This window comes from Streptomyces collinus (assembly GCF_031348265.1).
Lineage (GTDB): Bacteria > Actinomycetota > Actinomycetes > Streptomycetales > Streptomycetaceae > Streptomyces > Streptomyces collinus.
Genome location: NZ_CP133771.1, coordinates 6,172,534 through 6,193,414, shown reverse-complemented (window position 1 = coordinate 6,193,414; position 20,881 = coordinate 6,172,534). Strand labels below are relative to the sequence as shown.

Below are 20,881 nucleotides of genomic sequence, written 5' to 3'. Positions count from 1 at the left end.
GTGAGTACTTCCCTCTCAGCCCAGCAGAACGTCGTCGTCGCCCAGCTGCTTCAGCTCGCGATAGAGAATGGCCAGGTTGGTGACGACCGCGGCTCCGGTCACGACGGCGTCGAGCAGCCGCAGCGTGTCGTTGTCTCCGCGGGCCTTCTTGATCTGCTTGTAGACCCCGACGGCGCCGAACGCCGACGTGGCCATCGAGATGTACAGACCGGACTTGGACTTCTTGAAGCCCTTGGCCTTGGACAGTGCGCTCACAGCGACGGAGCCTCCTCGATCAGCGGGTGCCCCCACTTTTCCACGAAGGCCGCCTCGACGGCTGCTCCCACCTTGTACAGGCGGTCGTCCTTCATGACGGGGGCGATGATCTGCAGGCCGACCGGGAGGTTGTCCTCCGGGGCGAGACCGCACGGCAGCGACATGGCCGCGTTGCCCGCCAGGTTGGTCGGGATGGTGCACAGGTCGGCGAGGTACATCGCCATCGGGTCGTCGGCGCGCTCGCCGATCGCGAAGGCGGTGGTCGGGGTCGTCGGGGAGACGATCACGTCGACCTGCTCGAACGCCTTGTCGAAGTCCTGCTTGATCAGCGTGCGGACCTTCTGGGCGCTGCCGTAGTAGGCGTCGTAGTAGCCGCTCGACAGGGCGTACGTGCCGAGCATGATGCGGCGCTTGACCTCGGGCCCGAAGCCGGCCTCGCGGGTCAGGGAGGTGACCGCCTCGGCGGAGTTCGTGCCGTCGTCGCCGGTCCGCAGCCCGTAGCGCAGGCCGTCGAAGCGGGCGAGGTTGGAGGAGCACTCCGAGGGCGCGATCAGGTAGTACGCCGACAGCGCCAGGTCGAAGGACGGGCAGTCCAGCTCGACGATCTCGGCGCCCAGCTCCTTCAGCAGCGCGACGGACTCGTCGAACCGCTGGATGACGCCGGCCTGGTAGCCCTCGCCGCGGAACTGCTTGACGACGCCGACGCGCATGCCCTCGACGCTGCCGTTGCGGGCGGCCTCGACGACCGCCGGGACGGGCTCGTCGATGGACGTGGAGTCGAGCGGGTCGTGCCCGGCGATGACCTCGTGCAGCAGCGCCGCGTCCAGGACCGTACGGGCGCAGGGCCCGCCCTGGTCGAGGGAGCTGGAGAAGGCGACCATGCCGTAGCGGGAGACCGCGCCGTACGTCGGCTTCACACCGACCGTGCCGGTGACGGCGGCGGGCTGGCGGATGGAACCGCCGGTGTCGGTGCCGATGGCGAGCGGGGCCTGGAAGGAGGCGAGCGCGGCGGACGAACCGCCGCCGGAACCGCCGGGGATCTTGGTCAGGTCCCAGGGGTTGCCGGTCGGGCCGTAGGCGCTGTTCTCGGTGGAGGACCCCATGGCGAACTCGTCCATGTTGGTCTTGCCGAGGATGACGACGTCGGCGGCCTTGAGCCGCTGGGTGACCGTCGCGTCGTAGGGCGGGATCCACCCTTCGAGGATCTTCGAACCGACGGTCGTGGGCACGCCCTCGGTGGTGAAGATGTCCTTCAGGGCCAGGGGTACGCCGGCCAGCGGGCCGAGCTTCTCGCCGCGCTCGCGCTTCTCGTCCACGGCACGGGCCTGGGCGAGGGCGCCCTCGCGGTCGACGTGCAGGAAGGCGTGCACCTTCTCGTCGACGGCCTCGATGCGGGCGAGGTGGGCCTCGGTGACCTGGACCGCGGTGAGCTCGCCGGAGGCGATCTTCGCGGCGGTCTCGGCGGCGGTGAGCTTGATGATGTCCGTCATGACTTCTTAGTCCTCCCCCAGGATCTGCGGCACCTTGAAACGCTGCTGCTCCTGGGCCGGGGCGCCGGAGAGCGCCTGCTCGGGGGTGAGCGACGGACGGACCTCGTCCGCGCGCATGACGTTCGTCAGCGGGAGCGGGTGCGAGGTCGGCGGTACGTCTTGGTCGGCGACCTCACTGACGCGGGCGACCGCGCCGATGATGTCGTCCAGCTGTCCCGCGAAGTGCTCGAGCTCTTCGGGCTTCAGCTCCAGACGCGCCAGCCGGGCGAGGTGGGCGACCTCCTCGCGCGTGATGCCAGGCATGCAGCGATCCTCAGGGGTGAGTGAATGTGGTTTGGCCCAATCCTATGGGGCGGGAGGGCGTGCCCGTGAAACGGATTCCCTGCCTCGGGCGCCCTGGCGGTTCAGGCGCCGGGCGCCGGGCGCCGGGGGCAGGCCGGTCCGGCCGTTCGGCAGGGGCGGTCCGGGTGGGGATGCCGTCGAGGGTGGAGTGCGGCCCGGTAGGCGATTCGCCGGCTTGCCGGGTTCGCACCGCGGCGACGATCCGGGCTGTTCACCGGGAGGTTCGCCCGCATGTGGGCGCGCCGGTCCCGGGGCGGCGCTCTGGAAGATCGTCCCGGCGCCTCGGTATGGGCCGGCCACGGGCCGGGGCGTGGGTGGCGGCCAGGTAGTTCTGGAGCTCCACCGCGCGGAAGCTGTAGAGGGGGCCCTCCTGCCGGAGGATCTCGCCTGCGTGCAGGAGGGCGAGGAAGCGCATGAAGCGCCAGGGCAGTAGCCGCCGGACGGCGAACCAGGTGATGCACAGGACGTGGTTGGGCCATGCTGTGTTGTAGGCGGCGAGGACGATGCCGACGTGCAGTCCGTGCTGGAGCCCCTGGGTGGCGGCACCCACGAAAGCGCCGCCCAGCCCCGCGGCGGAGGCCGCGCACGTGGCGGTGAACACCGGGCGCAGCGGCAGACCCGGGCTCTCTCGGGGATGCAGGCTCGCTGTCGAGGGCCGCAGCGGGCCGCCCGGCCTGGTCAGCAGACGCGCCGCGAGGGTGGCGATGGCGATGGCCGGTGACCACGGCCAGCAGGACGCCGGCCGGGGTCCTGCCGGGCGCGGAGCCCGGTGGCAGGACCGCCTTGGCCGTGTACACGGCGAACGCGCTGGCACTGCCCGTGAGGAGGACTGCGCCGACGCAGGCCGGCCACCGGCCGCACAGCGGCGACGTGAGGAAGAAGACGAGGCCTATCGCCGCGCCGATCCCGGAGGCGTCGACGATCGCCTGCCGCACGTCGAGCAGCCGGGCGCTTGTGAAGCGTGCAGGGGGCTCACGGGAGCGCGGTCCTCGGGATGAGGGCCCCGCGCGCGTGAACACACGTGAACGCAGCGGCGCGGAGCACGACGGATCACCGGGCCCAGGCGGTGCCCGGCCGGGGCAGAACCTAGCCGATCCGGCCCGAGTCGTCCGTGGCCGCCGCCGGAAGGGCGGCCCGGGGGCGCTGCCAGCCCCGGGAGCCCCGGGCGCGGAGCCAGGCCGTGGTCTCGTCCGGGGGCATCGCGGCGGCGACCAGCCAGCCCTGGACCGCGTCGCAGCGGAGGTCGCGCAGGCGCTCCCAGGTCTCGTCGTCCTCGACGCCCTCGGCGACGACGAGCAGGCCGAGGGAGTGGGCCAGGTCGACCGTGCAGCGCACGATCTCGGCGTCCTCGGTGTCGACCGCGAGCCGGGCCACGAACGAACGGTCGATCTTCAGCTCGCTGACCGGCAGCCGGCGCAGGTGCACGAGCGAGGAGTAGCCCGTGCCGAAGTCGTCGAGGGACATCTTCACGCCGTGCGCGGTCAGCTGGTTGAGGGTGTCGGCGGCGCGCTGCGGATCCTCCAGGAGGACGTGCTCGGTGATCTCCAGTTGGAGCGCTCCCGCCGGGACGCCGTGGCGGGCCAGCCGGGCGGCGACGGAGCCGGCGAAGCCGGGGGTGTGCACGTCGCGTGGGGAGACGTTCACCGCGACCGGGACGAACAGGCCCTGCTCCCGCCAGCGCGCGACCTGGCCGAGCGCGGTCTCCAGCACGTACTCGGTGAGGTGGGGCATCAGGCCCGAGGACTCGGCGATCGCTATGAACTCGTCCGGCGGCACCTTGCCGCGCTCGGGGTGCACCCAGCGGACCAGGGCCTCCAGGCCCGCGACCTGCCCGTCGAAGCGGACCTTGGGCTGGTAGTGCAGATGGACCTCCTGCGCGTCGAGGGCGCGGCGCAGATCACCCAGCAGGCCGAGGCGGTCGGGGGTGTTGGAGTCGCGCTTGGACTCGTAGACCTCGACGCCGGTGCGGTCCCGCTTCGCCTGGTACATCGCCACGTCCGCCCGCCGCAGCAGCCCTTCGGCGTCCAGGGCGTGGTCGGGGAAGACGGCGACTCCGGCGCTGGCCTCCAGGACGAGGGTGAGGCCGTCGAGGTCGAGGGGGGAGCTGAGGGCGGCGACGAGGCTGCGGGCGATCCGGGTCGCGGACGTCGTGGAGTCGGCGACCGGCAGTAAGACGGCGAATTCGTCCCCGCCGAGCCGGGCGGCCTCCGCCCCGCGCGGCAGCGCCACCCGCAGCCGGTCGGCGATCTGCAGCAGCAGCCGGTCACCGGCGAGGTGGCCGAGCGTGTCGTTGACCGACCGGAACCGGTCGAGGTCGATCAGCATGAGGGCGGCGCGGGCGTCGATCCGCTCCGCGTCGTCCAGCGCGGTCCAGATCCGCTCCAGCAGCCACTGCCGGTTGGGCAGCCCGGTGAGCGGGTCGCGCAGCTGTTCCTCCGCCCGGGCCCGGGCTATCCACAGGGTGGAGTCCAGGGCGATCAGGGGGATGGAGAACAGCGGCAGCAGGATCGGCTTGGCCACGGCGACCACGCAGACCAGCGGCGCGATGCCCAGCAGCGCCACGGCGACGAGGCCTTGTCTGACCAGGGCGGTGCGCGCCACGGTGGGCAGCCCGGGGCGCGGGGCGTGCAGGTACCAGAGCAGGACGCGGGTGACCATCAGGTAGGCGACGGCGACCAGAGCCACCTGAGGTGCCGTGGCGAGCGTCCAGGCGGCGGGATCCGCCGGGGACTCTACGGACGGCACGGTTCCGAAGACGCCCAGCACGAGCGCGCCGGCGCCGATGCCGAGGAGGTCGACGGCGCCGTGCAGCACGCCCTGGCGCCAGCGGTTGCGGCGGGCTATGCCGACGAGCACGACGACGGTGAGGCTGACCATGCCGGCCGGAACCCAGCCGTAGAGCAGCAGCACGGCGAGGGTGAGGGCGGCGCCCGAGCCGGTTCCGCCCCACCAGCGGGAGCGGCCCAGCATGACGAGGTGGCCGACGATGATGCCGGTCAGCACGGCCAGCGACCAGCCGGCCGTGCCCGACGGGAAGAGCGCGTGGCCGCCGGTGAAGGCGCGGTAGAAGCCGGCGCCCAGGACGAACCCGGCCGCCGCGACGACGGCCGCGGGCAGCGCGGGCCAGGACTGGTGTCGTTCGCCGTCCGGGTCGTCCGCGCCGGCGGGCAGGGGCGTGTGTTCGGTGATCGGCTGTGCGCCGGGGCCGTCAACGGCGCGCCCCCCGTCACCCCGCCCGTCCGGGGTGTACTGTCCGACGGCGCGCACCTCCGTACCCGGACGCCCCGCCGGCCGCACGGCCCCACGGACTGCACGCCATGCGACCGCCACACGGCGCAGCCGCGAGCCCGGCACGGCGCTCTCGGTCGGTTCCATTCCCGTCCCTCTCACAGCCGGCGGTGCCCACGCCCCGCGGCCCGGTGCCCGACATCCCTCAACGGCCCGCGCCCGAAAACCCTTCCCCGCGCTCTGTGCGAGCACGAAGATGCCCCGACCGCAGCTGGGCACGGCAGGCGCACATCTCAACAGTAGGCCGCAGAAGGCTTCCACGGGCAGCGGTCGCCGACGGTTGCCCGAATGCGCCCCGGCCACCCGTATGCATCTGGTATGCGCCGAACGGGTGGCCTTCAACCGCTACTCCTCGGCCGAAAGGGCGACTTCGGCCGCGGCTTCCGCTCCCTGCTCCAGCAGGACGCCGAAACCCTCCTCGTTCAGGACCGGAACCTTCAGCTGCATCGCCTTGTCGTACTTCGATCCGGGGCTGTCCCCCACGACGACGAACGACGTCTTCTTCGAAACAGAGCCGGTCACCTTCGCTCCGCGGCTCTGCAGCGCCTCCTTGGCGCCGTCCCGGGTGAAGTGTTCGAGGGTGCCGGTGACGACGACGGTGAGGCCTTCGAGCGGGCGCGGCCCCTCGTCCTCGCCGGTGCTCTCGGCCTCCATGCGGACGCCCGCGGCCTTCCACTTGCGGATGATGTCGCGGTGCCAGTCCTCGGCGAACCACTGCTTGACGGAGGCGGCGATGGTCCCTCCGACGCCCTCGGTGACCGCCAGCTCCTCCTCCGTGGCCTGGTCGATGCGCTCGATCGAGCGGAACTCGCGGGCCAGCGCCTCGGCCGCGACGGGTCCGACGTGACGGATCGACAGGCTGGTGATGACGCGGGCCAGGGGGCGCTCCTTGGCCGCCGCGATGTTCTCCAGCATGGCGACCGCGTTCTTGCGGGGCTCGCCCTGCTGGTTGGCGAAGATCGTGGCGACCTTCTCCTCGCCGGTCTTCGGGTCGCGCTTGGGCAGCCCGCTGTCCGGGTCGAGGACGTACGCCTTGATGGGCAGCAGCTGCTCGATGGTGAGGTCGAACAGGTCGCCCTCGTCGGCCAGCGGCGGGTCCTTCGGCTCCAGCGGGGCGGTGAGGGCCGCCGCCGCCACATAGCCGAAGTGCTCGATGTCCAGCGCCTTGCGGCCGGCGAGGTAGAACAGGCGCTCGCGCAACTGGGCCGGGCAGGTGCGGGCGTTCGGGCAGCGCAGGTCGACGTCGCCCTCCTTCATCGGCCGCAGCGCCGTGCCGCACTCGGGGCACTCGCTCGGCATGACGAACTCGCGCTCGGTGCCGTCGCGCAGGTCGGCGACGGGGCCCAGGATCTCCGGGATGACGTCACCCGCCTTGCGCAGCACGACCGTGTCGCCGATGAGGACGCCCTTGGCCTTGACCACGTCCTGGTTGTGGAGCGTGGCGAACTCGACCTCGGAGCCCGCGACCGTGACCGGTTCGACCTGGGCGTACGGGGTGACGCGGCCGGTGCGGCCCACGCCCACGCGGATGTTGACGAGCTTGGTGTTGACCTCCTCCGGCGCGTACTTGTAGGCGATCGCCCAGCGCGGGGCGCGCGAGGTGGAGCCGAGGCGGCCCTGCAGGGGGATCTGGTCGAGCTTGACGACCACGCCGTCGATCTCGTGCTCGACGGAGTGGCGGTTCTCGCCGAAGTAGGCGATGAACTCCCGTACGCCTTCCAGGCCGTCGACCACCTTGTTGTGCCGGGAGGTGGGCAGGCCCCAGGTCTTGAGCAGGTCGTAGGCCTGGGAGAGGCGGGTGAGTCCGGTGAAGCCCTCCAAGGCGCCGATGCCGTGGACCACCATGTGCAGGGGGCGGGTGGCGGTGACGCGCGGGTCCTTCTGGCGCAGTGAACCGGCCGCCGCGTTGCGCGGGTTGGCGAAGGGCTTGTCGCCGGCCTCGACGAGGCGCGCGTTGAGCTCCTGGAACTTCTCCATCGGGAAGTAGACCTCGCCGCGGATCTCCACGAGGTCGGGGACGGAGTCGCCCTTGAGGCGGTCGGGGATCTCGGCGATCGTGCGCACGTTGGGTGTGATGTCCTCACCCGTGCGGCCGTCGCCGCGGGTGGCCGCGCGGGTGAGGCGGCCGTGCTCGTAGGTGAGGTTCACGGCGAGGCCGTCGACCTTGAGCTCGCACAGGAAGTGGTACTCCTGCTCGCCCAGTTCCCTGGCGATGCGCTCCGTCCAGGCGGCCATCTCCTCGTCGTTGAACGTGTTGTCGAGGGAGAGCATGCGCTCGCGGTGCGCGACGGCCGTGAACTCCGTCTCGTAGGAGCCGGAGACCTTCTGGGTCGGCGAGTCCGGGGTGCGCAGCTCCGGGTACTCCTCCTCCAGCGCCTCCAGGGAACGCAGCAGCTGGTCGAACTCCGCGTCGCTGACGACGGGAGCGTCGTTCACGTAGTAGCGGAAGCGGTGCTCCTCGATCTGCTCCGCGAGGCGCGCGTGCTTCTCCCGCGCCTCGGCGGGCACCGTCGTCGTCTCCGCTTGCTTGTCGCCGGCCACCGTGTCGTCCTCCCGTTACTCTGGGTTGTCCGCGAGGGATCTCGCCGCCCGGGCGCAGTGCGCGAGAGCCGTGCGCGCGTACCCCGGGGAGGCCCCCGCGAGTCCGCACGCCGGGGTGACCGTGACCGCCTCCGCGAGAAGCCCCGGAGACAGCCCCAGCCTGCGCCACAGCGTCCTGACACCCATGACGCTACCGGCAGGGTCTGACAATGGGCCCTCCGCGGACGGGACGACGCCGGTGAAGAGCCGGGTGCCGCCCTCCACGGCCTCCCCGATCGCCTCGTCGTCACGCTCGGTGAGCAGGGAGAAGTCGAAGGAGACGGCGGCGGCGCCGGCCCGGCGGAGCAGGGCGAACGGCACGTCGGGGGCGCAGGAATGGACCACGACCGGGCCGGACGTGTGCACCCCGACGAGGTCGCGCAGCGTCTGCTCGACGACCTGCCGGTCGACGGCCCGGTGGGTGCGGTAGCCGCTGGCGCTCTTCACCTGCCCGCGCAGGACGGACGTGAGGGACGGCTCGTCGAGCTGGAGGACGAGCTGCGCGCCGGGGATCCGACGCCGCAGTTCGGCCAGGTGCTGGCGCAGTCCCTCGGCGAGGGAGGCGGCGAGGTCGCGGCAGGCGCCGGCGTCGGAGAGGGCGGCCTCGCCGTTCCTGAGCTCCAGGTTGGCCGCGAGGGTCCAGGGGCCGACGGCCTGGACCTTCAGCGGCCCCTCGTACTCCTGCGTGAACTCCTCCAGCGCGTCGAGGTCCTCGCCGAGCCAGGAGCGGGCCCGTTTGGTGTCGCGCCCCGGCCGGTCCCCGAGCCGCCAGCCGCTGGGCTCCACGCGTGCGTAGAGCTCGACGAGCAGGCCGGCGGTCCGTCCGATCATGTCCGCGCCGGGGCCCCGGGCGGGCAGTTCGGGCAGGAAGGGGAAGTCCTCGAAGGTGCCGGTGACGGTTTTGGCGGCCTCTCGGGCGTCGCCGCCCGGCATGGATCCCACGCCGGTGGCCGCGCCGAACCTGAACTGGCTGTTTTCGCTCACCGGAGAAGCCTACGCAGCCCCTTCACCGGGGTCAGCCTCCCGGGCGCACCGTGAGGTCGTTGACCTCCGCGTCCCTCGGCAGGTCCAGGGCCATCACGATCGTCGTGGCGACCGACTCGGGGTCGATCCACTTCGAGGCGTCGTACTCCTTGCCCTCCTGCTGGTGGACCTTGGCCTGCATGGGGCTGGCCGTGCGGCCGGGGTACACCGAGGTGACACGGACCCCGTGGCCGTGCTCCTCGTGGCGCAGGGAGTCGGCGAGGGCCTTCAGGCCGTGCTTGGAGGCGGCGTACGCGGACCAGCCGGCGTGCGCGTTGAGGCCTGCGCCGGAGTTGACGAAGAGCACGTGCCCGCGGGCGGCGCGCAGTTGGGGCAGGAAGTGGCGGGTCAGCTCGGCCGGGGCGATCAGATTGACGTTGAGCTGGTGGCGCCAGGCCTTCGGGGTGAGCTCGCCGACCGGGCCGAGGTCGACCACGCCGGCGATGTGCAGCAGTGAGTCCACGCGGTCCGGCAGCGACTGGTGGGAGAAGGCCCAGGAGAGCCGGTCGGGATCGGCGAGGTCGCCGACCAGGGGCCGCGCCCCGGGGAACTCGGCCGCCAGTTCCTTCGCGCGGCCCGCGTCTCGCGCGTGCAGCACGAGGTCGTCCCCGCGCGCGTGCAGGCGGCGTGCCACGGCAGCGCCGATGCCGGAGCCGGCTCCGGTGATCACATGAGTAGCCATGCCCGCCATGCTCGCATCAGCACCGCGTGACTCGACGCCCCGGTCCTCCCGCCACGGCGCATCACTGACGGCTCACAGACGGCTCACTCGATGCCCCGGCTCTCCTCCAGGTAGGCCAGCGCACCCACCGGCTCCTCTGCGAAGAACACCAGGTCGGTGAGGGGCCGGGGCAGGAAGCCCTCGGCGTCCATGCGGCGGAACTGTTCCTTCAGGCCGTCGTAGAAGCCCGCGGTGTTGAGCAGGACCACCGGCTTGTCGGTGTGCCCGTGCTTCTTCAGCTCCAGGATCTCGGTCGCCTCGTCGAGCGTGCCCGTTCCGCCGACCATGATCACCACGGCGTCGGCCCTCTCCAGGAGCAGCTTCTTGCGCTCGGCGAGGTCCTTCGCGACGACCATCTCGTCGACGCCCGGGCGGGCCTTGGCGGCGAGGAACTGCACGGAGACGCCGGCCAGCCGGCCGCCCGCCTCCTGCACCCCGTCGGCGACCACCTTCATCAGGCCGACGTCGGAGCCGCCCCACACGAGCGTGTGACCGCCCTTGCCCAGCAGCTTGGCGAACTCCCGCGCGGGGCGGGTGTAGCGCTCGTCGAGATCGGCGGCGGACAGGAAGACACAGATGTTCATGGACCCACCGTACGGGCCCGGTCCGCCGCGACGACGACCCGCATTTTGGACTGCCGGTGGGGCAGGCGCTCCCAGTCGTCCATGAACCGGGCGTCCAGGCCGTGCTTCGCGGCGAGGCCGGTGAGGGTCCGCGTCCGGTAGTAGAAGTCCTCGTGCAGGACCTGGTGCTCCTCGCCCTCGGTGCGGTCGAAGGTGAAGTCGAAGAACCCGCCGGGCGCGAGGATCCGGCCGACGTTCGCGAAGCACTCCTCGATGACGTGCAGCGGGGAGTGCGAGAAGACGCTGTGCGCGTGCACGACGTCGAAGTGGGCGTCCGGCAGGAAGGCGAAGGTGAGGTCGCCGGCGAGCGCCAGGTAGGGCAGTTTGGGCTGGAGCTTCTCGACGACGAGGGTGTCCTGGGCGGCGAGCAGGATGTGCGGCGAGATGTCGATGCCGTAGTAGTGCCCGGTGTCGAGGTGGTCGATGAACAGCCGCCCGGCGCGCAGGTTGCCGCAGCCGATCTCCAGCATCCGGTGGTGCGGCTTCAGGCCGTGGCCCACCAGGTAGTCGAACTGCATGCGGCCGATCCGCGCCCACTGCTCGCGCGAGGGGTTGTGCCCCACCGCCGCCTCGGTGCTGCGGGCCGCGTCCGAGGCCATGACGGCCCGGTAGTACGCGATGTGGTCGGGGTGGCGCAGCCGTAGCCAGGCGTCCCGCACCGCGCGCCGGGCGTGCGCGGGCACGCGCTCCGGGTGGCGCAGGGCGTACCGGACCTGGTGGAGCAGGCGGGAGCGGTTTCCGGCAGCCGGTTCCTTGGCGCGCATGGGGCCTCCTGCGGCGAGGGAAGAACTCCGCTTCAGCCTGCGCTGTACGGGAGGAGTCGGCTACCCAAGGAGGGGCGATCGTGACGACAGGGCATCGCATCACCATCCAGCGCAGCGACCGGCACGTGCGCGTGGTGCACGGGGGGCAGGTGCTGGCGGAGAGCGACCGGTCGCTGGTGCTGCGCGAGACGGGCTGTCCCGAGCGGTACTACATCCCGCCCGAGGACGTGGCGCTGGACCTGCTGACGGCGTCCGACGCGCAGACGTACTGCCCGTTCAAGGGCACCGCCTCCTACTGGTCCCTGCCGGACGCTGAGAACCTCGTCTGGGCGTATCCGGACCCCAAGCCGGACGTCGCCGAGATCAAGGACCACCTGTGCTTCTACGAGGTGGAATTGTTCTGATCGGCTGACGCGCCGCCCGCCTCATCGATGAACACGGCGGCGTGCGGCAGTCTGCATGAGCATGGACAAGAAGATCCTTTCGCGCGACGGCACCCGCATCGCCTACGAGGGCACCGGCCGCGGCCCGGCGGTCGTCCTGGTGAGCGGTGCCATGTCGACGGGCGGCACCCTGGCGCCGCTAGCCGTGTCGCTCTCGGAGCGTTTCCAGGCCGTGGTGTACGACCGCCGGGGCCGCGGCGCCAGCGCGGACACCGCGCCGTACGCCGTGGAGCGTGAGGTCGAGGACCTGGCCGCGGTGATCGAGGCGGTGGGTGGCGAGGCGCTCCTGTACGGCATCTCCTCGGGCGGCGCTCTGGCGCTGGAGGCGGCGGCGAGCGGACTGCCGGTGCGGCGAGTGGCCGTCTACGAGACGCCGTTCGCGATGTCCGAGGAGGGCGCCAGAGAGCGTGCACAGTACACCGAGCGGCTGACGGAGGCCCTCGGCGAGGGGCGGCGCGGAGACGCGGTCGAGCTGTTCCTGCGGCTGACCGGTCTGGCCGAGGGGGTGATCCAGGGCGCCCGCCAGTCCCCCATGTGGGCCGGGATGGAGGCGATGGCCCCGAGTCTCGCCTACGACGACGCCGTGATGGGCGACGGCCGGGTCCCCCGCTCCCGGCTGGGCTCGGTCGGCGTCCCGGTCCTGGCGGTCGCGGGCGACGCGAGCCCCTCCTGGCTGCGCGAGGCGGCCCGGGCGATCGCGGACTCGGTCCCCGAGGGCACGTACCGCACGCTCCAGGGACAGACGCACATGGTCGAGACGAACGTGCTGGCACCGGTGCTGACGGAGTTCTTCAGCCGGGACTGACGGAGTTCCTCGGCCTGGAGTGACGGGGTGCCGGGTTCCGGGGCCGAGGCGGGCGGCACGGGGGCACGCGCGCGTGGAGCCCGCCCCCGGGTGCCGCGGCGGGCTCAGGCCACGCCCGCCGTCGCCCGGGTCGTCGCCGAGATCGTCGCCGAGCCCACCACGCGCGTGCCGTCGTACAGCACGATCGCCTGGCCGGGGGCGACGCCGCGGACGGGCTCGGCGAACGTGACCTCCAGGGAGCCGTCGACGAGTTCGGCGGTCACCTCGGTCTCGCCGCCGTGGGCGCGCAGCTGGGCCGTGTAGGTGCCGGGGCCGGTGGGGGCGGCACCGCACCAGCGGGGCTTGATCGCGGTGAGGGCGCTGACGTCCAGGGCGGAGGCCGGGCCGACGGTCACGGTGTTGTCCACCGGCGAGATGTCGAGGACGTAGCGCGGCTTGCCGTCGGGGGCGGGGGTGCCGATGCGCAGGCCCTTACGCTGGCCGATGGTGAAGCCGTACGCGCCCTCGTGCGTGCCGAGCTTGGCGCCGGACTCGTCGACGATGTCGCCCTCGGACCTGCCGAGCCGGTTCGCCAGGAAGCCCTGGGTGTCGCCGTCGGCGATGAAGCAGATGTCGTGCGAGTCGGGCTTCTTGGCCACGGCCAGGCCCCTGCGCTCGGCCTCGGCGCGGATCTCGTCCTTGGTGGTGACGGTGTCGCCGAGCGGGAACAGCGCGTGGGCGAGCTGCCGGTCGTCCAGCACGCCGAGGACGTACGACTGGTCCTTGGCCATGTCGGAGGCGCGGTGCAGTTCGCGGGTGCCGTCCTCGCGCACGATCACCTGGGCGTAGTGGCCCGTGCAGACCGCGTCGAAGCCCAGCGCGAGCGCCTTGTCGAGGAGGGCGGCGAACTTGATCTTCTCGTTGCAGCGCAGGCAGGGGTTGGGGGTGCGGCCGGCCTCGTACTCGGCGACGAAATCCTCGACGACGTCCTCGCGGAAGCGGTCGGCGAGGTCCCACACGTAGAACGGGATGCCGATAACGTCCGCGGCGCGGCGGGCGTCGCGTGAGTCTTCGATGGTGCAGCAGCCCCGCGCGCCGGTCCTGAAGGACTGGGGGTTGGCGGAGAGCGCGAGGTGGACGCCGGTCACGTCGTGGCCCGCTTCGGCCGCGCGGGCGGCGGCGACGGCGGAGTCGACACCGCCGGACATGGCGGCCAGGACGCGGAGGGGGCGGGGGCGCTGCGGGGTCTCAGTCATAACCCTTCCAGGGTAAGGGGGCGCGGGAACCAGGACCGCCGGGTATCCGTTGACGATCACATGGGACAGCGGAAGGCTTCGAGGGACGGCGACCGGAAGGTCGGCCGCCGCGCGCTGCTGATCGGTGGCACGGTGGCCGCGGCGGGCTCCGCCGTGCTGGCCCGGGACGAGCTGGCGAGGCTGTGGTGGCGCACTCCGGGCGTCGAGAAGCCGCGCGAGGCGGGCGCGGTCGACTACAAGGGCGCACGCTGGGTGGCGGCGTCGGATGCGAACTGGCGCCGCGCGGACCGCCCGGACGACTTCGGCATAGACATGGTGATCGTGCACGTCACGCAGGGCAGCTTCGACAGTGCGGTGAAGGCCTTCCGGGACCCGGGCCACAAGGCGGCCACGCACTACATCGTCCGCCAGGACGGGCATGTCACGCAGATGATCCGCGAGCTGGACGTGGCCTACCACGCGGGCAACCGCGACTACAACGAACGCAGCGTCGGCATCGAGCACGAGGGCTTCGTGGACCGCCCGGAGGACCTCACGGACGAGATGTACGAGGCCTCGGCCCGTCTCACGGCCCGGATCTGCGCCCGCTACGACATCCCCGTCGACCGCGAGCACATCATCGGCCACGTGGAGGTCCCGGGCACGGACCACACGGACCCCGGGCCGCACTGGGACTGGGACAAGTACATGCGCCTGGTGCGCCGGGCGCGCACGACACCGGCCTGACCCGTCAGAACGCGCACGACGCCGGCTTGACCGTCAGAACGCGCACGACACCGTCCTGACCGGTCAGAACAGGGCGGCGACGAGCGCGACGGCCGGTGCCAGCCCCTGGCCGAGGGCCCCGCGCCACAGCCGGGGGAACGACAGGGCGAAGACGGCGGCGGACACCACGAGGAACCCGCAGAGGTAGAGGACCAGAGCGCGCCCGGCGGCCTCGTCCCCGGTGTGCAGGGCCACCGTGCCGGCGGCGAGCCCGAGTCCGATCAGGATGTTGTAGACGGCCACCCCGGACCGCCACAAGGTCACCTCGGGCGCGTCCGCCGCCGACGTGGTGAGGAAGACCCGGATCGCCGGGCGGTCGTAGAAGAAGCGCTCCAGGGTGCCCACCACGATGTGGATCACGGCGGCGAGCAGAGCGAAGACCTGCGTGACGACGTTCACGTGCGGAGTGTCCGCCCGGGCACGGCCCCCGGCAAGGGCACGCGCCGAACACACCGCGCGCCCGTCGCGCGCCGGGCGCTACGTCAGCCCGGCCGCCCTGGCCCGTTCCACCGCCGGGCCGATGGCCTTCGCCAGGGCCTCGACGTCGGCCTCGGTGGAGGTGTGCCCGAGGGAGAAGCGCAGGGTGCCGCGGGCCAGGTCGGGGTCGGTGCCGGTGGCGAGCAGGACATGGCTGGGCTGGGCGACGCCGGCGGTGCAGGCGGAGCCGGTGGAGCACTCGATGCCCTGGGCGTCGAGGAGGAGCAGCAGGGAGTCGCCCTCGCAGCCGGGGAAGGTGAAGTGCGCGTTGGCGGGCAGGCGCCCCTCCGGGTCCGGGTCGCCGCCGAGGATCGCGTCCGGCACGGCGGAACGGACCGCGCTGACGAGGGAGTCGCGCAGGGCGCCGATCTCGCGGGCGAACCACTCGCGCTGCTCGGCGGCCAGCCGCCCGGCTACGGCGAAGGAGGCGATGGCGGGGACGTCGAGGGTTCCGGAGCGCACATGGCGTTCCTGACCGCCGCCGTGCAGGACCGGTACGGGGGTGTGCTCACGGCCGAGGATCAGCGCGCCGATGCCGTAGGGGCCGCCGATCTTGTGGCCCGAGACCGTCATCGCGGCGAGGCCCGAGGCGGCGAAGTCGACGGGGATCTGGCCGAAGGCCTGCACGGCGTCGGAGTGCAGCGGGACTCCGAACTCGGCTGCCACGTCGGCGAGTTCACGGACGGGCAGGATCGTCCCGATCTCGTTGTTCGCCCACATGACGGTGGCGAGGGCCACGTCGTCGGGGTTGCGGGCGATCGCCTCGCGCAGGGCGTCCGGGTGGACGCGGCCGTGGGAGTCGACCGGCAGGTACTCGACGGTGGCGCCTTCGTGTTCGCCGAGCCAGTGCACGGCGTCGAGGACCGCGTGGTGCTCGACGGGGCTGGCGAGGACGCGGGTGCGGGCCGGGTCGGCGTCACGGCGTGACCAGTAAAGGCCCTTGACGGCGAGGTTGTCGGCCTCTGTGCCGCCCGAGGTGAGGACGACCTCGCTGGGGCGGGCGCCGAGGGCTTCGGCGAGGGTCTCGCGGGCCTCCTCGACGGTGCGGCGGGCCTGCCTGCCGGATGCGTGGAGGGAGGACGCGTTGCCGGTGGCACCCAGCTGCGCGGTGAGCGCCTCTGCCGCCTCCGGGAGCATCGGGGTGGTCGCGGCGTGGTCGAGGTAAGCCATGGTGAGCCCGATTCTACGGCTCCCCTTCGACCGGCCTCAGAGCAAGGCTGGCCGAACGTGGACCGCCGTACGGCGCTGCGACGGCCCGTCGTCCTCGGGCCCGGCCGCGGCGTACCGGCTCACGGTTGTCCGACGGCGGCTCAGAAGCTCCACGAGATGGTGCTGTCGAACTCCATGAAGGCGGCGAGGACCAGTAGGTCGGCGACGCCCAGGCCCAGGCCCAGGAGGGCGCGGCCGCGGCGTTCGGTGCCGCGCCACAGGGCGACGCTCGCCAGCACGATGGCGATCGGGCCGAGGAAGAGGTTGAGCACGAGCAGGCCGAGCAGGCCGAGGATGAAGGACGCGACGGCCATGCCGTCGGTGTCACGGACACCGGTGCGGCGCGAGGCCGGAGCGGTGAGCTGCATGATGATCGACTCCCGAATTCGGTTCGGAGGGGCGGCGGACGGTGTCAGTGGGCCTGCGTGTGACGCCGGCGGCCGCGCTCGCGGACCGCGAAGACGCCGAGCCAGACGGCGATGACGGCGCCTGCGGCCACGGAGAAGGTGAGCGGCGCGTGGGCCACGGTGCCCAGGACGACACCCAGCAGCAGGAGTGCGGCGACGATGAACAGCATGGGAAACAGCCCCCAGGGTTTCGGTGAACGATTGTGGTTACAGTTGTTCACTGACTTCCCAGTCTAGCGCTTCTCATGACTTTCCAATTCCAGAGAACAGTTGTTAACTGCATGGTATGAGTCACACCCTCGGCATCCGGCAGGCCCAGAAGCAGAAGACCCGGCAGGCACTCCTGGACGCGGCCCTGGCGCTACTGGAGGAGCAGAGCCTGAGCAGCCTGGGACTGCGGGAGGTCACCCGCGCCGTCGGCGTCGCCCCGACCGCCTTCTACCGCCACTTCCGCTCCACCGCGGATCTGGGCGTGGCCCTGGTCGAGGAGGCGCTGGGCAGCCTGCACCCGATGATCCGGACGACGGTGTCCACGACGGGCGACCCCGAGGAACGCGTCGCGCGCGCCATCGACCTGATCGCCCGTCACGTCGACGGGTACCCCGCCCATGTCCGGTTCATCGCCCGGGAACGACATGGCGGAGTCCAGCCGGTCCGGGAGGCGATACGGGACCAACTGGCCCGCTTCGCCCAGGAGGTCAAGGCCGAGCTGGCCAAGGACCCGGTGTCGCGCGGCTGGAGCGAGGACGACCTGCTGATGCTCGCGCACCTCTACGTCGATCAGATGCTGAGCACGGCGTCGCTGCTCCTGGAGGCCCTGGAGGGACCGGAGGAGGAGCGCGCGGACCGGACCCGGCACGTCACACAGCTGGCGACCCGCCAGATGCGGCTGATCGGCCTCGGCCGGCAGCACTGGCTGGACTGACCCTCTCGCGCGGCGCACGCACGCGCACCCGTACAACGCGCAGGGGCGGCGCGCCCGTTCGCCGGACGCGCCGCCCCTGCCGTGCCCGGGCGGACCCGGGCCTTCCGTACGCCTACTGCTCCTTCCGTACCTTCCGCACGCCTACTGCTCCTTCTGCGACTGCTGCCCCTGCCCGCCCGCGGCCTGACCACCGCCACCGCCACCCGGGCCGCCGCAGCCGCCACCCGGGCCGCCACCGGGACCACCCTGACCGCCCTGGCCGCCCCCCGGCGCGCCGCTGGGCATCCCCGAAGGAGCCCCGGACGGCGTGCCCGTGGGCTTGGCCCCCGCGGAGGCGGCACCCGAGGGAGCTCCGGAGGGTGCGCCGGACGGAGCACCGGAAGGGGCACCGGACGGAGCACCGGACGGGGCGCCGGAGGCCGCCGCTCCCGACGGCGCCCGGCAGGCCTGCTGCTGCCCGGACCCGCCCCCGCTGCCCGAGGACGACGAGGAGTCACCCGACCCGCAGGCCGCCAGGGCCAGGGGCGAGAGCGCCAGCAGGGCCACGGCGGGAAGGAGACGCGCACGCTTCATGGGAAACACTCCAGGGAGGGTGGAAAAGTCCTGAGGCGAGAACCCAACCAACCCCGCTTAGGCCTCCCTTGGGGCCGCCCTGTGACCCGCCTGTCAGCGGGGCAAAGTTCAGCCCAGCCGGACCCGCGCCAGCTGCCGGGACTGCGCGACCAGCCGGTCCGCGCTGTCCCACACCTCGGCGTCCTCCTCCAGGAAGCCGCCGGCGAGGTTGCGCGTGGTGATCGACACCCGCAGGGGACCCGGCGCCGGACGGCAGCGCACGTGCACGGTCAGCTCGACCGTGGGGACCCAGCCCTTCAGCCCGATCTCGAAGGCGGTGGGCGGCAGCGCGTCCACCGCGAGCAGCAGGGAGAGCGGGTCGGGTTCACGGCCGTCGGCGAGGCCGAACCAGGCCCGCATCTCGCCCTTGCCCGAGGGCTGCCCGAGGGCCCAGCCCAGGGTCGAGGGGTCGAGCTTGAGCATGAGCCGGTCCGCGATGGCCGAGCTGCCGTCGACGGGGGCGGGCCCGTCCTGCGGGCCGAAGCAGTGCTCCATGGGCGGGATCGCGGGGGGCCGGGCCGTCGTACGGACGTCGTCGGGCAGGGTGTCCAGGTCGCCGTAGGAGGCCAGCACGCGGATGCGTTCCACCTCGCGGCCCTCGTCGTCGTACTGGAAGAGGGAGGCCTGGCCGGTCGACAGGGTGCGGCCGGTGCGGACGACGTCCGTGCGGACGACCGCCGGGCCGGGCTGGGACGCGGTCAGGTAGTGCGCCGAGATCGTGAAGGGGTCGGCGTGCGGCAGGGCGTCCGCGAGGGCGCGGCCCAGGACGGCCAGCAGGTAGCCGCCGTTGACGGCGCTGATGATCGTCCAGCCGGCGGAGAGGTCGATGTCGTAGACGCCGGGTGCGCGGCGGGTGAGCGCGGTGTCGCGGTCGAACTCGCTGTCGCCGATCGTGGCCCGGGTGGCCGGGGCGGTGGCTGCTTCTGACATGGCTGAACAGTACAAGATGTTGCTACTAAGCGGTAGCTTTGCCGCTGGCCAGGCGCCGCCCGGGTCACGCCTTGGTGAGACACGGGCAATTTCTCGGTAAGTGTCCGACTCGTCCGTAAACCCGGGAACCGGTCCCGGCCTCTGTAGGGGCATGAGCCTCACCGGGACACCGTTTCTCTGCACGCTGGTCGTGTTGTCCGTCGCCGCCCTCGTCACTCCGCTGGTCCTCTGGTCGCGCATCCGCGGGCCCCGGGCCCTGCGCACCGCGGCCCGGGCGCTGATGCTGCTGTTCGCGCAGGGGACGGCCGTGGCCCTGGTCTTCACACTGGTCAACAACGCCAACGACCTGTACGACAACTGGGCCGACCTGCTCGGCACCGGCGACCATGTGCAGCAGGCCGCCGACCTGGGCGCCGACGGTACCGGCGGCATCGCGCTCACGAAGCTGCCCAAGGTGCGGCAGACCTTCGCGCCGGCCACCGGACCCGGGATGAGCGCGGCCGGCGGGGTGCGGGTGACCCAGCTGCGGGGCCGGGTGTCGGGGGTGAACGCCGAGGTCTACGTCTGGCTGCCGCCCCAGTACCGCGAACCGGCCTACCGGCACTACCGGTTCCCGGTCGTGGAACTGCTGCCCGGCTACCCCGGTTCGGCGAAGGCATGGTTCGGCTCGCTGCACGCGCACGAGCAGTTGGAGCCGCTGATGCGTGACGGCCGGGTGGCCCCGTTCATCCTGGTCGCGCCCCGCACCAACCTGCTGGCCGGGGTGGACACCGGCTGTGCCGACATCCCGGGCACGGTCAACGCCGACACCTGGCTCAGCGTCGACGTGCCGAGGATGGTCATGGACAACTTCCGCGCCCAGTCCGCCCCGCGGGGCTGGGCCGTCGCCGGCTACTCGGCCGGGGCGCACTGCGCGGCCCGGCTCGCCATCGCCCACCCCGGCCGCTACCGGGCGGCCGCCGGCCTGTCCGGCTACAACGACCCGATCGGCGAACGCGACTCGCTCACCGCGCAGAGCCCCGCCCTGCGCACCGAGAACAACCCGTATCTGATGCTGCGCAGGTCGCCCGTCCCGCCGCGCGTCGCGCTGTACCTCTCCGGCCAGCCGCACGACGGCTACGAGGCCGCCGTGGCCCTGGAGCAGGCCGCGAAGGCCCCGACGACCGTGCACGTGGTGTACATCCCGAAGAGCGCGGGCGGTCACAACATGGCGCTGTGGCGGCCGCAGGTGGTCCCGGTGTTCCGCTGGCTGACCCAGCAGATGGGCGCCCGGCCCGTCACGGCAGGACGGGCTGCTCCTCCTCGCTCACCGTCGAACGCCGGTGCCACGCCCGCGGAGCTCGCCAGTGGTACCGCATCGCGAGCAGACGCAGTACGAAGGCGGTGATCACCGCGAGAGAGCTGGTGAGCGGGTTCAGGACGTCGTAGCGGATGCACAGGGCGACCAGGGCGGAGCCCACGATCGCCGGGACCGCGTACAGGTCCCGGTCCCAGCGCAGCAGTGAGGGGACCTCGTTGGCGAGCACGTCCCGCAGCACGCCGCCGCCCACGGCGGTGGTCAGCCCCAGACCGGCGGAGGCGGTCAGGCCGAGCCCGTACTCGTACGCCTTGATCGTGCCGGCGACGCAGAACAGGCCGAGGCCGGCCGCGTCGAAGACGTTCACCGCGACCTGGATGCGCTCGACCTGGGGATGCAGGAAGAAGACCAGGAGGGTGGCGAGCAGCGGGGTGAGGAAGTACCCCAGGTCCGTGAAGGCCGCGGGCGGTACGGCTCCGATGACCAGGTCCCGGAAGAGCCCGCCGCCCAGCGCGGTGACCTCGGCAAGGACGGCCATGCCGAACACGTCGAAGTTCTTGCGCACGGCCAGCAGGGCGCCGGAGATCGCGAAGACGAAGATGCCGATCAGGTCGAGCGTGTGCTGGACGGACGGGCTGAAGAGTTGCTGGAGCACACGGGCATTTTCCCCCACGGGTGAGCCCCCGCCCT

Annotated in this window: 23 protein-coding genes; 5 read left to right on the top strand and 18 right to left on the bottom strand. The window is 72.3% G+C overall.

Annotated features, from left to right (window positions below; translation table 11 throughout):
• Positions 1 to 15: 15 nt before the first annotated feature.
• From RFN52_RS28355 to RFN52_RS28310, 10 genes are all read right to left on the bottom strand, one after another.
• Complete coding sequence (locus RFN52_RS28355) at positions 16 to 255, bottom strand: hypothetical protein (RefSeq protein WP_030851407.1); 240 nt, start codon at positions 253 to 255, stop codon at positions 16 to 18.
• Positions 252 to 1,745, bottom strand: a complete 1,494-nt coding sequence (gene gatA / locus RFN52_RS28350) for an Asp-tRNA(Asn)/Glu-tRNA(Gln) amidotransferase subunit GatA (RefSeq protein ID WP_184850262.1) — start codon at positions 1,743 to 1,745, stop codon at positions 252 to 254. The genes RFN52_RS28355 and gatA overlap by 4 nt, the downstream gene beginning before the upstream one ends.
• A gap of 6 nt (positions 1,746 to 1,751) precedes the next feature.
• Positions 1,752 to 2,048 carry an Asp-tRNA(Asn)/Glu-tRNA(Gln) amidotransferase subunit GatC gene (gene gatC / locus RFN52_RS28345; RefSeq protein ID WP_007384860.1) on the bottom strand — a complete coding sequence of 99 codons (297 nt, stop codon included), beginning with the start codon at positions 2,046 to 2,048 and terminating at the stop codon, positions 1,752 to 1,754.
• 250 nt (positions 2,049 to 2,298) lie between these two features.
• The gene (locus tag RFN52_RS28340) at positions 2,299 to 2,688 is read right to left on the bottom strand and encodes a hypothetical protein (RefSeq protein WP_184850260.1); all 390 of its coding nucleotides are present in this window, start codon (positions 2,686 to 2,688) and stop codon (positions 2,299 to 2,301) included.
• A gap of 485 nt (positions 2,689 to 3,173) precedes the next feature.
• Positions 3,174 to 5,462, bottom strand: a complete 2,289-nt coding sequence (locus RFN52_RS28335; protein ID WP_184850258.1) for a putative bifunctional diguanylate cyclase/phosphodiesterase — start codon at positions 5,460 to 5,462, stop codon at positions 3,174 to 3,176.
• 258 nt (positions 5,463 to 5,720) lie between these two features.
• On the bottom strand, positions 5,721 to 7,916 hold the full coding sequence (gene ligA / locus RFN52_RS28330) for an NAD-dependent DNA ligase LigA (RefSeq protein ID WP_184850256.1): 2,196 nt from the start codon (positions 7,914 to 7,916) through the stop codon (positions 5,721 to 5,723).
• 15 nt (positions 7,917 to 7,931) lie between these two features.
• Positions 7,932 to 8,939 carry a methionine synthase gene (locus tag RFN52_RS28325; protein WP_184850254.1) on the bottom strand — a complete coding sequence of 336 codons (1,008 nt, stop codon included), beginning with the start codon at positions 8,937 to 8,939 and terminating at the stop codon, positions 7,932 to 7,934.
• A gap of 31 nt (positions 8,940 to 8,970) precedes the next feature.
• Positions 8,971 to 9,669 (bottom strand): SDR family oxidoreductase, encoded by a 699-nt coding sequence (locus tag RFN52_RS28320; RefSeq protein ID WP_184850252.1) that lies wholly within the window; start codon positions 9,667 to 9,669, stop codon positions 8,971 to 8,973.
• A 74-nt stretch (positions 9,670 to 9,743) separates the two neighbouring features.
• Positions 9,744 to 10,283, bottom strand: coding sequence for an LOG family protein (locus tag RFN52_RS28315; protein WP_107459433.1), 540 nt, complete (start codon positions 10,281 to 10,283; stop codon positions 9,744 to 9,746).
• The gene (locus RFN52_RS28310) at positions 10,280 to 11,086 is read right to left on the bottom strand and encodes a class I SAM-dependent methyltransferase (RefSeq protein WP_184850250.1); all 807 of its coding nucleotides are present in this window, start codon (positions 11,084 to 11,086) and stop codon (positions 10,280 to 10,282) included. The genes RFN52_RS28315 and RFN52_RS28310 overlap by 4 nt, the downstream gene beginning before the upstream one ends.
• Before the next feature lie 80 nt (positions 11,087 to 11,166).
• Here RFN52_RS28310 and RFN52_RS28305 point away from each other — a divergent pair, with 80 nt between their 5' ends.
• Together RFN52_RS28305 and RFN52_RS28300 are read left to right on the top strand one after the other, a co-directional pair.
• On the top strand, positions 11,167 to 11,490 hold the full coding sequence (locus tag RFN52_RS28305) for a DUF427 domain-containing protein (protein WP_184850248.1): 324 nt from the start codon (positions 11,167 to 11,169) through the stop codon (positions 11,488 to 11,490).
• Between the two features lie 61 nt (positions 11,491 to 11,551).
• Positions 11,552 to 12,334 carry an alpha/beta fold hydrolase gene (locus tag RFN52_RS28300; protein WP_184850246.1) on the top strand — a complete coding sequence of 261 codons (783 nt, stop codon included), beginning with the start codon at positions 11,552 to 11,554 and terminating at the stop codon, positions 12,332 to 12,334.
• A gap of 104 nt (positions 12,335 to 12,438) precedes the next feature.
• On the opposite strand, the gene mnmA is transcribed toward RFN52_RS28300, so the two are convergent.
• A complete protein-coding gene (mnmA, locus tag RFN52_RS28295) occupies positions 12,439 to 13,569 on the bottom strand; it encodes a tRNA 2-thiouridine(34) synthase MnmA (RefSeq protein ID WP_184850244.1) in 1,131 nt (376 codons plus the stop codon).
• 60 nt (positions 13,570 to 13,629) lie between these two features.
• Here mnmA and RFN52_RS28290 point away from each other — a divergent pair, with 60 nt between their 5' ends.
• On the top strand, positions 13,630 to 14,295 hold the full coding sequence (locus RFN52_RS28290) for an N-acetylmuramoyl-L-alanine amidase (RefSeq protein WP_184850242.1): 666 nt from the start codon (positions 13,630 to 13,632) through the stop codon (positions 14,293 to 14,295).
• 63 nt (positions 14,296 to 14,358) lie between these two features.
• On the opposite strand, the gene RFN52_RS28285 is transcribed toward RFN52_RS28290, so the two are convergent.
• From RFN52_RS28285 to RFN52_RS28270, 4 genes are all read right to left on the bottom strand, one after another.
• Entirely contained in the window at positions 14,359 to 14,733 is a 375-nt protein-coding gene (locus tag RFN52_RS28285; RefSeq protein WP_184850240.1) for a DUF1304 domain-containing protein, read from the bottom strand.
• Positions 14,734 to 14,811: 78 nt separating this feature from the next.
• A complete protein-coding gene (locus RFN52_RS28280; protein WP_184850239.1) occupies positions 14,812 to 15,981 on the bottom strand; it encodes a cysteine desulfurase family protein in 1,170 nt (389 codons plus the stop codon).
• A gap of 140 nt (positions 15,982 to 16,121) precedes the next feature.
• On the bottom strand, positions 16,122 to 16,388 hold the full coding sequence (locus RFN52_RS28275) for a DUF4190 domain-containing protein (RefSeq protein WP_184850237.1): 267 nt from the start codon (positions 16,386 to 16,388) through the stop codon (positions 16,122 to 16,124).
• A gap of 44 nt (positions 16,389 to 16,432) precedes the next feature.
• Complete coding sequence (locus RFN52_RS28270; RefSeq protein ID WP_184850235.1) at positions 16,433 to 16,597, bottom strand: hypothetical protein; 165 nt, start codon at positions 16,595 to 16,597, stop codon at positions 16,433 to 16,435.
• Between the two features lie 116 nt (positions 16,598 to 16,713).
• Here RFN52_RS28270 and RFN52_RS28265 point away from each other — a divergent pair, with 116 nt between their 5' ends.
• The gene (locus tag RFN52_RS28265) at positions 16,714 to 17,352 is read left to right on the top strand and encodes a TetR family transcriptional regulator (protein WP_184850233.1); all 639 of its coding nucleotides are present in this window, start codon (positions 16,714 to 16,716) and stop codon (positions 17,350 to 17,352) included.
• Between the two features lie 141 nt (positions 17,353 to 17,493).
• On the opposite strand, the gene RFN52_RS28260 is transcribed toward RFN52_RS28265, so the two are convergent.
• Together RFN52_RS28260 and RFN52_RS28255 are read right to left on the bottom strand one after the other, a co-directional pair.
• On the bottom strand, positions 17,494 to 17,925 hold the full coding sequence (locus RFN52_RS28260) for a hypothetical protein (protein WP_184850232.1): 432 nt from the start codon (positions 17,923 to 17,925) through the stop codon (positions 17,494 to 17,496).
• 108 nt (positions 17,926 to 18,033) lie between these two features.
• A complete protein-coding gene (locus RFN52_RS28255) occupies positions 18,034 to 18,894 on the bottom strand; it encodes a thioesterase family protein (protein ID WP_184850230.1) in 861 nt (286 codons plus the stop codon).
• A 151-nt stretch (positions 18,895 to 19,045) separates the two neighbouring features.
• Between RFN52_RS28255 and RFN52_RS28250 the strand changes: the two genes are divergently transcribed.
• Positions 19,046 to 20,281 (top strand): alpha/beta hydrolase, encoded by a 1,236-nt coding sequence (locus tag RFN52_RS28250; protein ID WP_184850228.1) that lies wholly within the window; start codon positions 19,046 to 19,048, stop codon positions 20,279 to 20,281.
• Here RFN52_RS28250 and RFN52_RS28245 read toward each other — a convergent pair.
• A complete protein-coding gene (locus tag RFN52_RS28245) occupies positions 20,172 to 20,846 on the bottom strand; it encodes a trimeric intracellular cation channel family protein (RefSeq protein ID WP_184850225.1) in 675 nt (224 codons plus the stop codon). The genes RFN52_RS28250 and RFN52_RS28245 overlap by 110 nt on opposite strands.
• Positions 20,847 to 20,881: the final 35 nt, after the last annotated feature.

What these genes read in the sequence shown, in the direction of transcription:
- RFN52_RS28335 (WP_184850258.1), bottom strand. Translation starts at nt 5,462, where the DNA reads ATGGAACCGACCGAGAGCGCCGTGCCGGGCTCGCGGCTGCGCCGTGTG.
- gatC (WP_007384860.1), bottom strand. Translation starts at nt 2,048, where the DNA reads ATGCCTGGCATCACGCGCGAGGAGGTCGCCCACCTCGCCCGGCTGGCG.
- RFN52_RS28300 (WP_184850246.1), top strand. Translation starts at nt 11,552, where the DNA reads ATGGACAAGAAGATCCTTTCGCGCGACGGCACCCGCATCGCCTACGAG.
- RFN52_RS28320 (WP_184850252.1), bottom strand. Translation starts at nt 9,669, where the DNA reads ATGGCGGGCATGGCTACTCATGTGATCACCGGAGCCGGCTCCGGCATC.
- RFN52_RS28265 (WP_184850233.1), top strand. Translation starts at nt 16,714, where the DNA reads ATGAGTCACACCCTCGGCATCCGGCAGGCCCAGAAGCAGAAGACCCGG.
- gatA (WP_184850262.1), bottom strand. Translation starts at nt 1,745, where the DNA reads ATGACGGACATCATCAAGCTCACCGCCGCCGAGACCGCCGCGAAGATC.
- RFN52_RS28280 (WP_184850239.1), bottom strand. Translation starts at nt 15,981, where the DNA reads ATGGCTTACCTCGACCACGCCGCGACCACCCCGATGCTCCCGGAGGCG.
- RFN52_RS28255 (WP_184850230.1), bottom strand. Translation starts at nt 18,894, where the DNA reads ATGTCAGAAGCAGCCACCGCCCCGGCCACCCGGGCCACGATCGGCGAC.
- RFN52_RS28310 (WP_184850250.1), bottom strand. Translation starts at nt 11,086, where the DNA reads ATGCGCGCCAAGGAACCGGCTGCCGGAAACCGCTCCCGCCTGCTCCAC.
- RFN52_RS28260 (WP_184850232.1), bottom strand. Translation starts at nt 17,925, where the DNA reads ATGAAGCGTGCGCGTCTCCTTCCCGCCGTGGCCCTGCTGGCGCTCTCG.
- RFN52_RS28315 (WP_107459433.1), bottom strand. Translation starts at nt 10,283, where the DNA reads ATGAACATCTGTGTCTTCCTGTCCGCCGCCGATCTCGACGAGCGCTAC.
- RFN52_RS28270 (WP_184850235.1), bottom strand. Translation starts at nt 16,597, where the DNA reads ATGCTGTTCATCGTCGCCGCACTCCTGCTGCTGGGTGTCGTCCTGGGC.
- RFN52_RS28290 (WP_184850242.1), top strand. Translation starts at nt 13,630, where the DNA reads ATGGGACAGCGGAAGGCTTCGAGGGACGGCGACCGGAAGGTCGGCCGC.
- mnmA (WP_184850244.1), bottom strand. Translation starts at nt 13,569, where the DNA reads ATGACTGAGACCCCGCAGCGCCCCCGCCCCCTCCGCGTCCTGGCCGCC.
- RFN52_RS28275 (WP_184850237.1), bottom strand. Translation starts at nt 16,388, where the DNA reads ATGCAGCTCACCGCTCCGGCCTCGCGCCGCACCGGTGTCCGTGACACC.
- RFN52_RS28250 (WP_184850228.1), top strand. Translation starts at nt 19,046, where the DNA reads ATGAGCCTCACCGGGACACCGTTTCTCTGCACGCTGGTCGTGTTGTCC.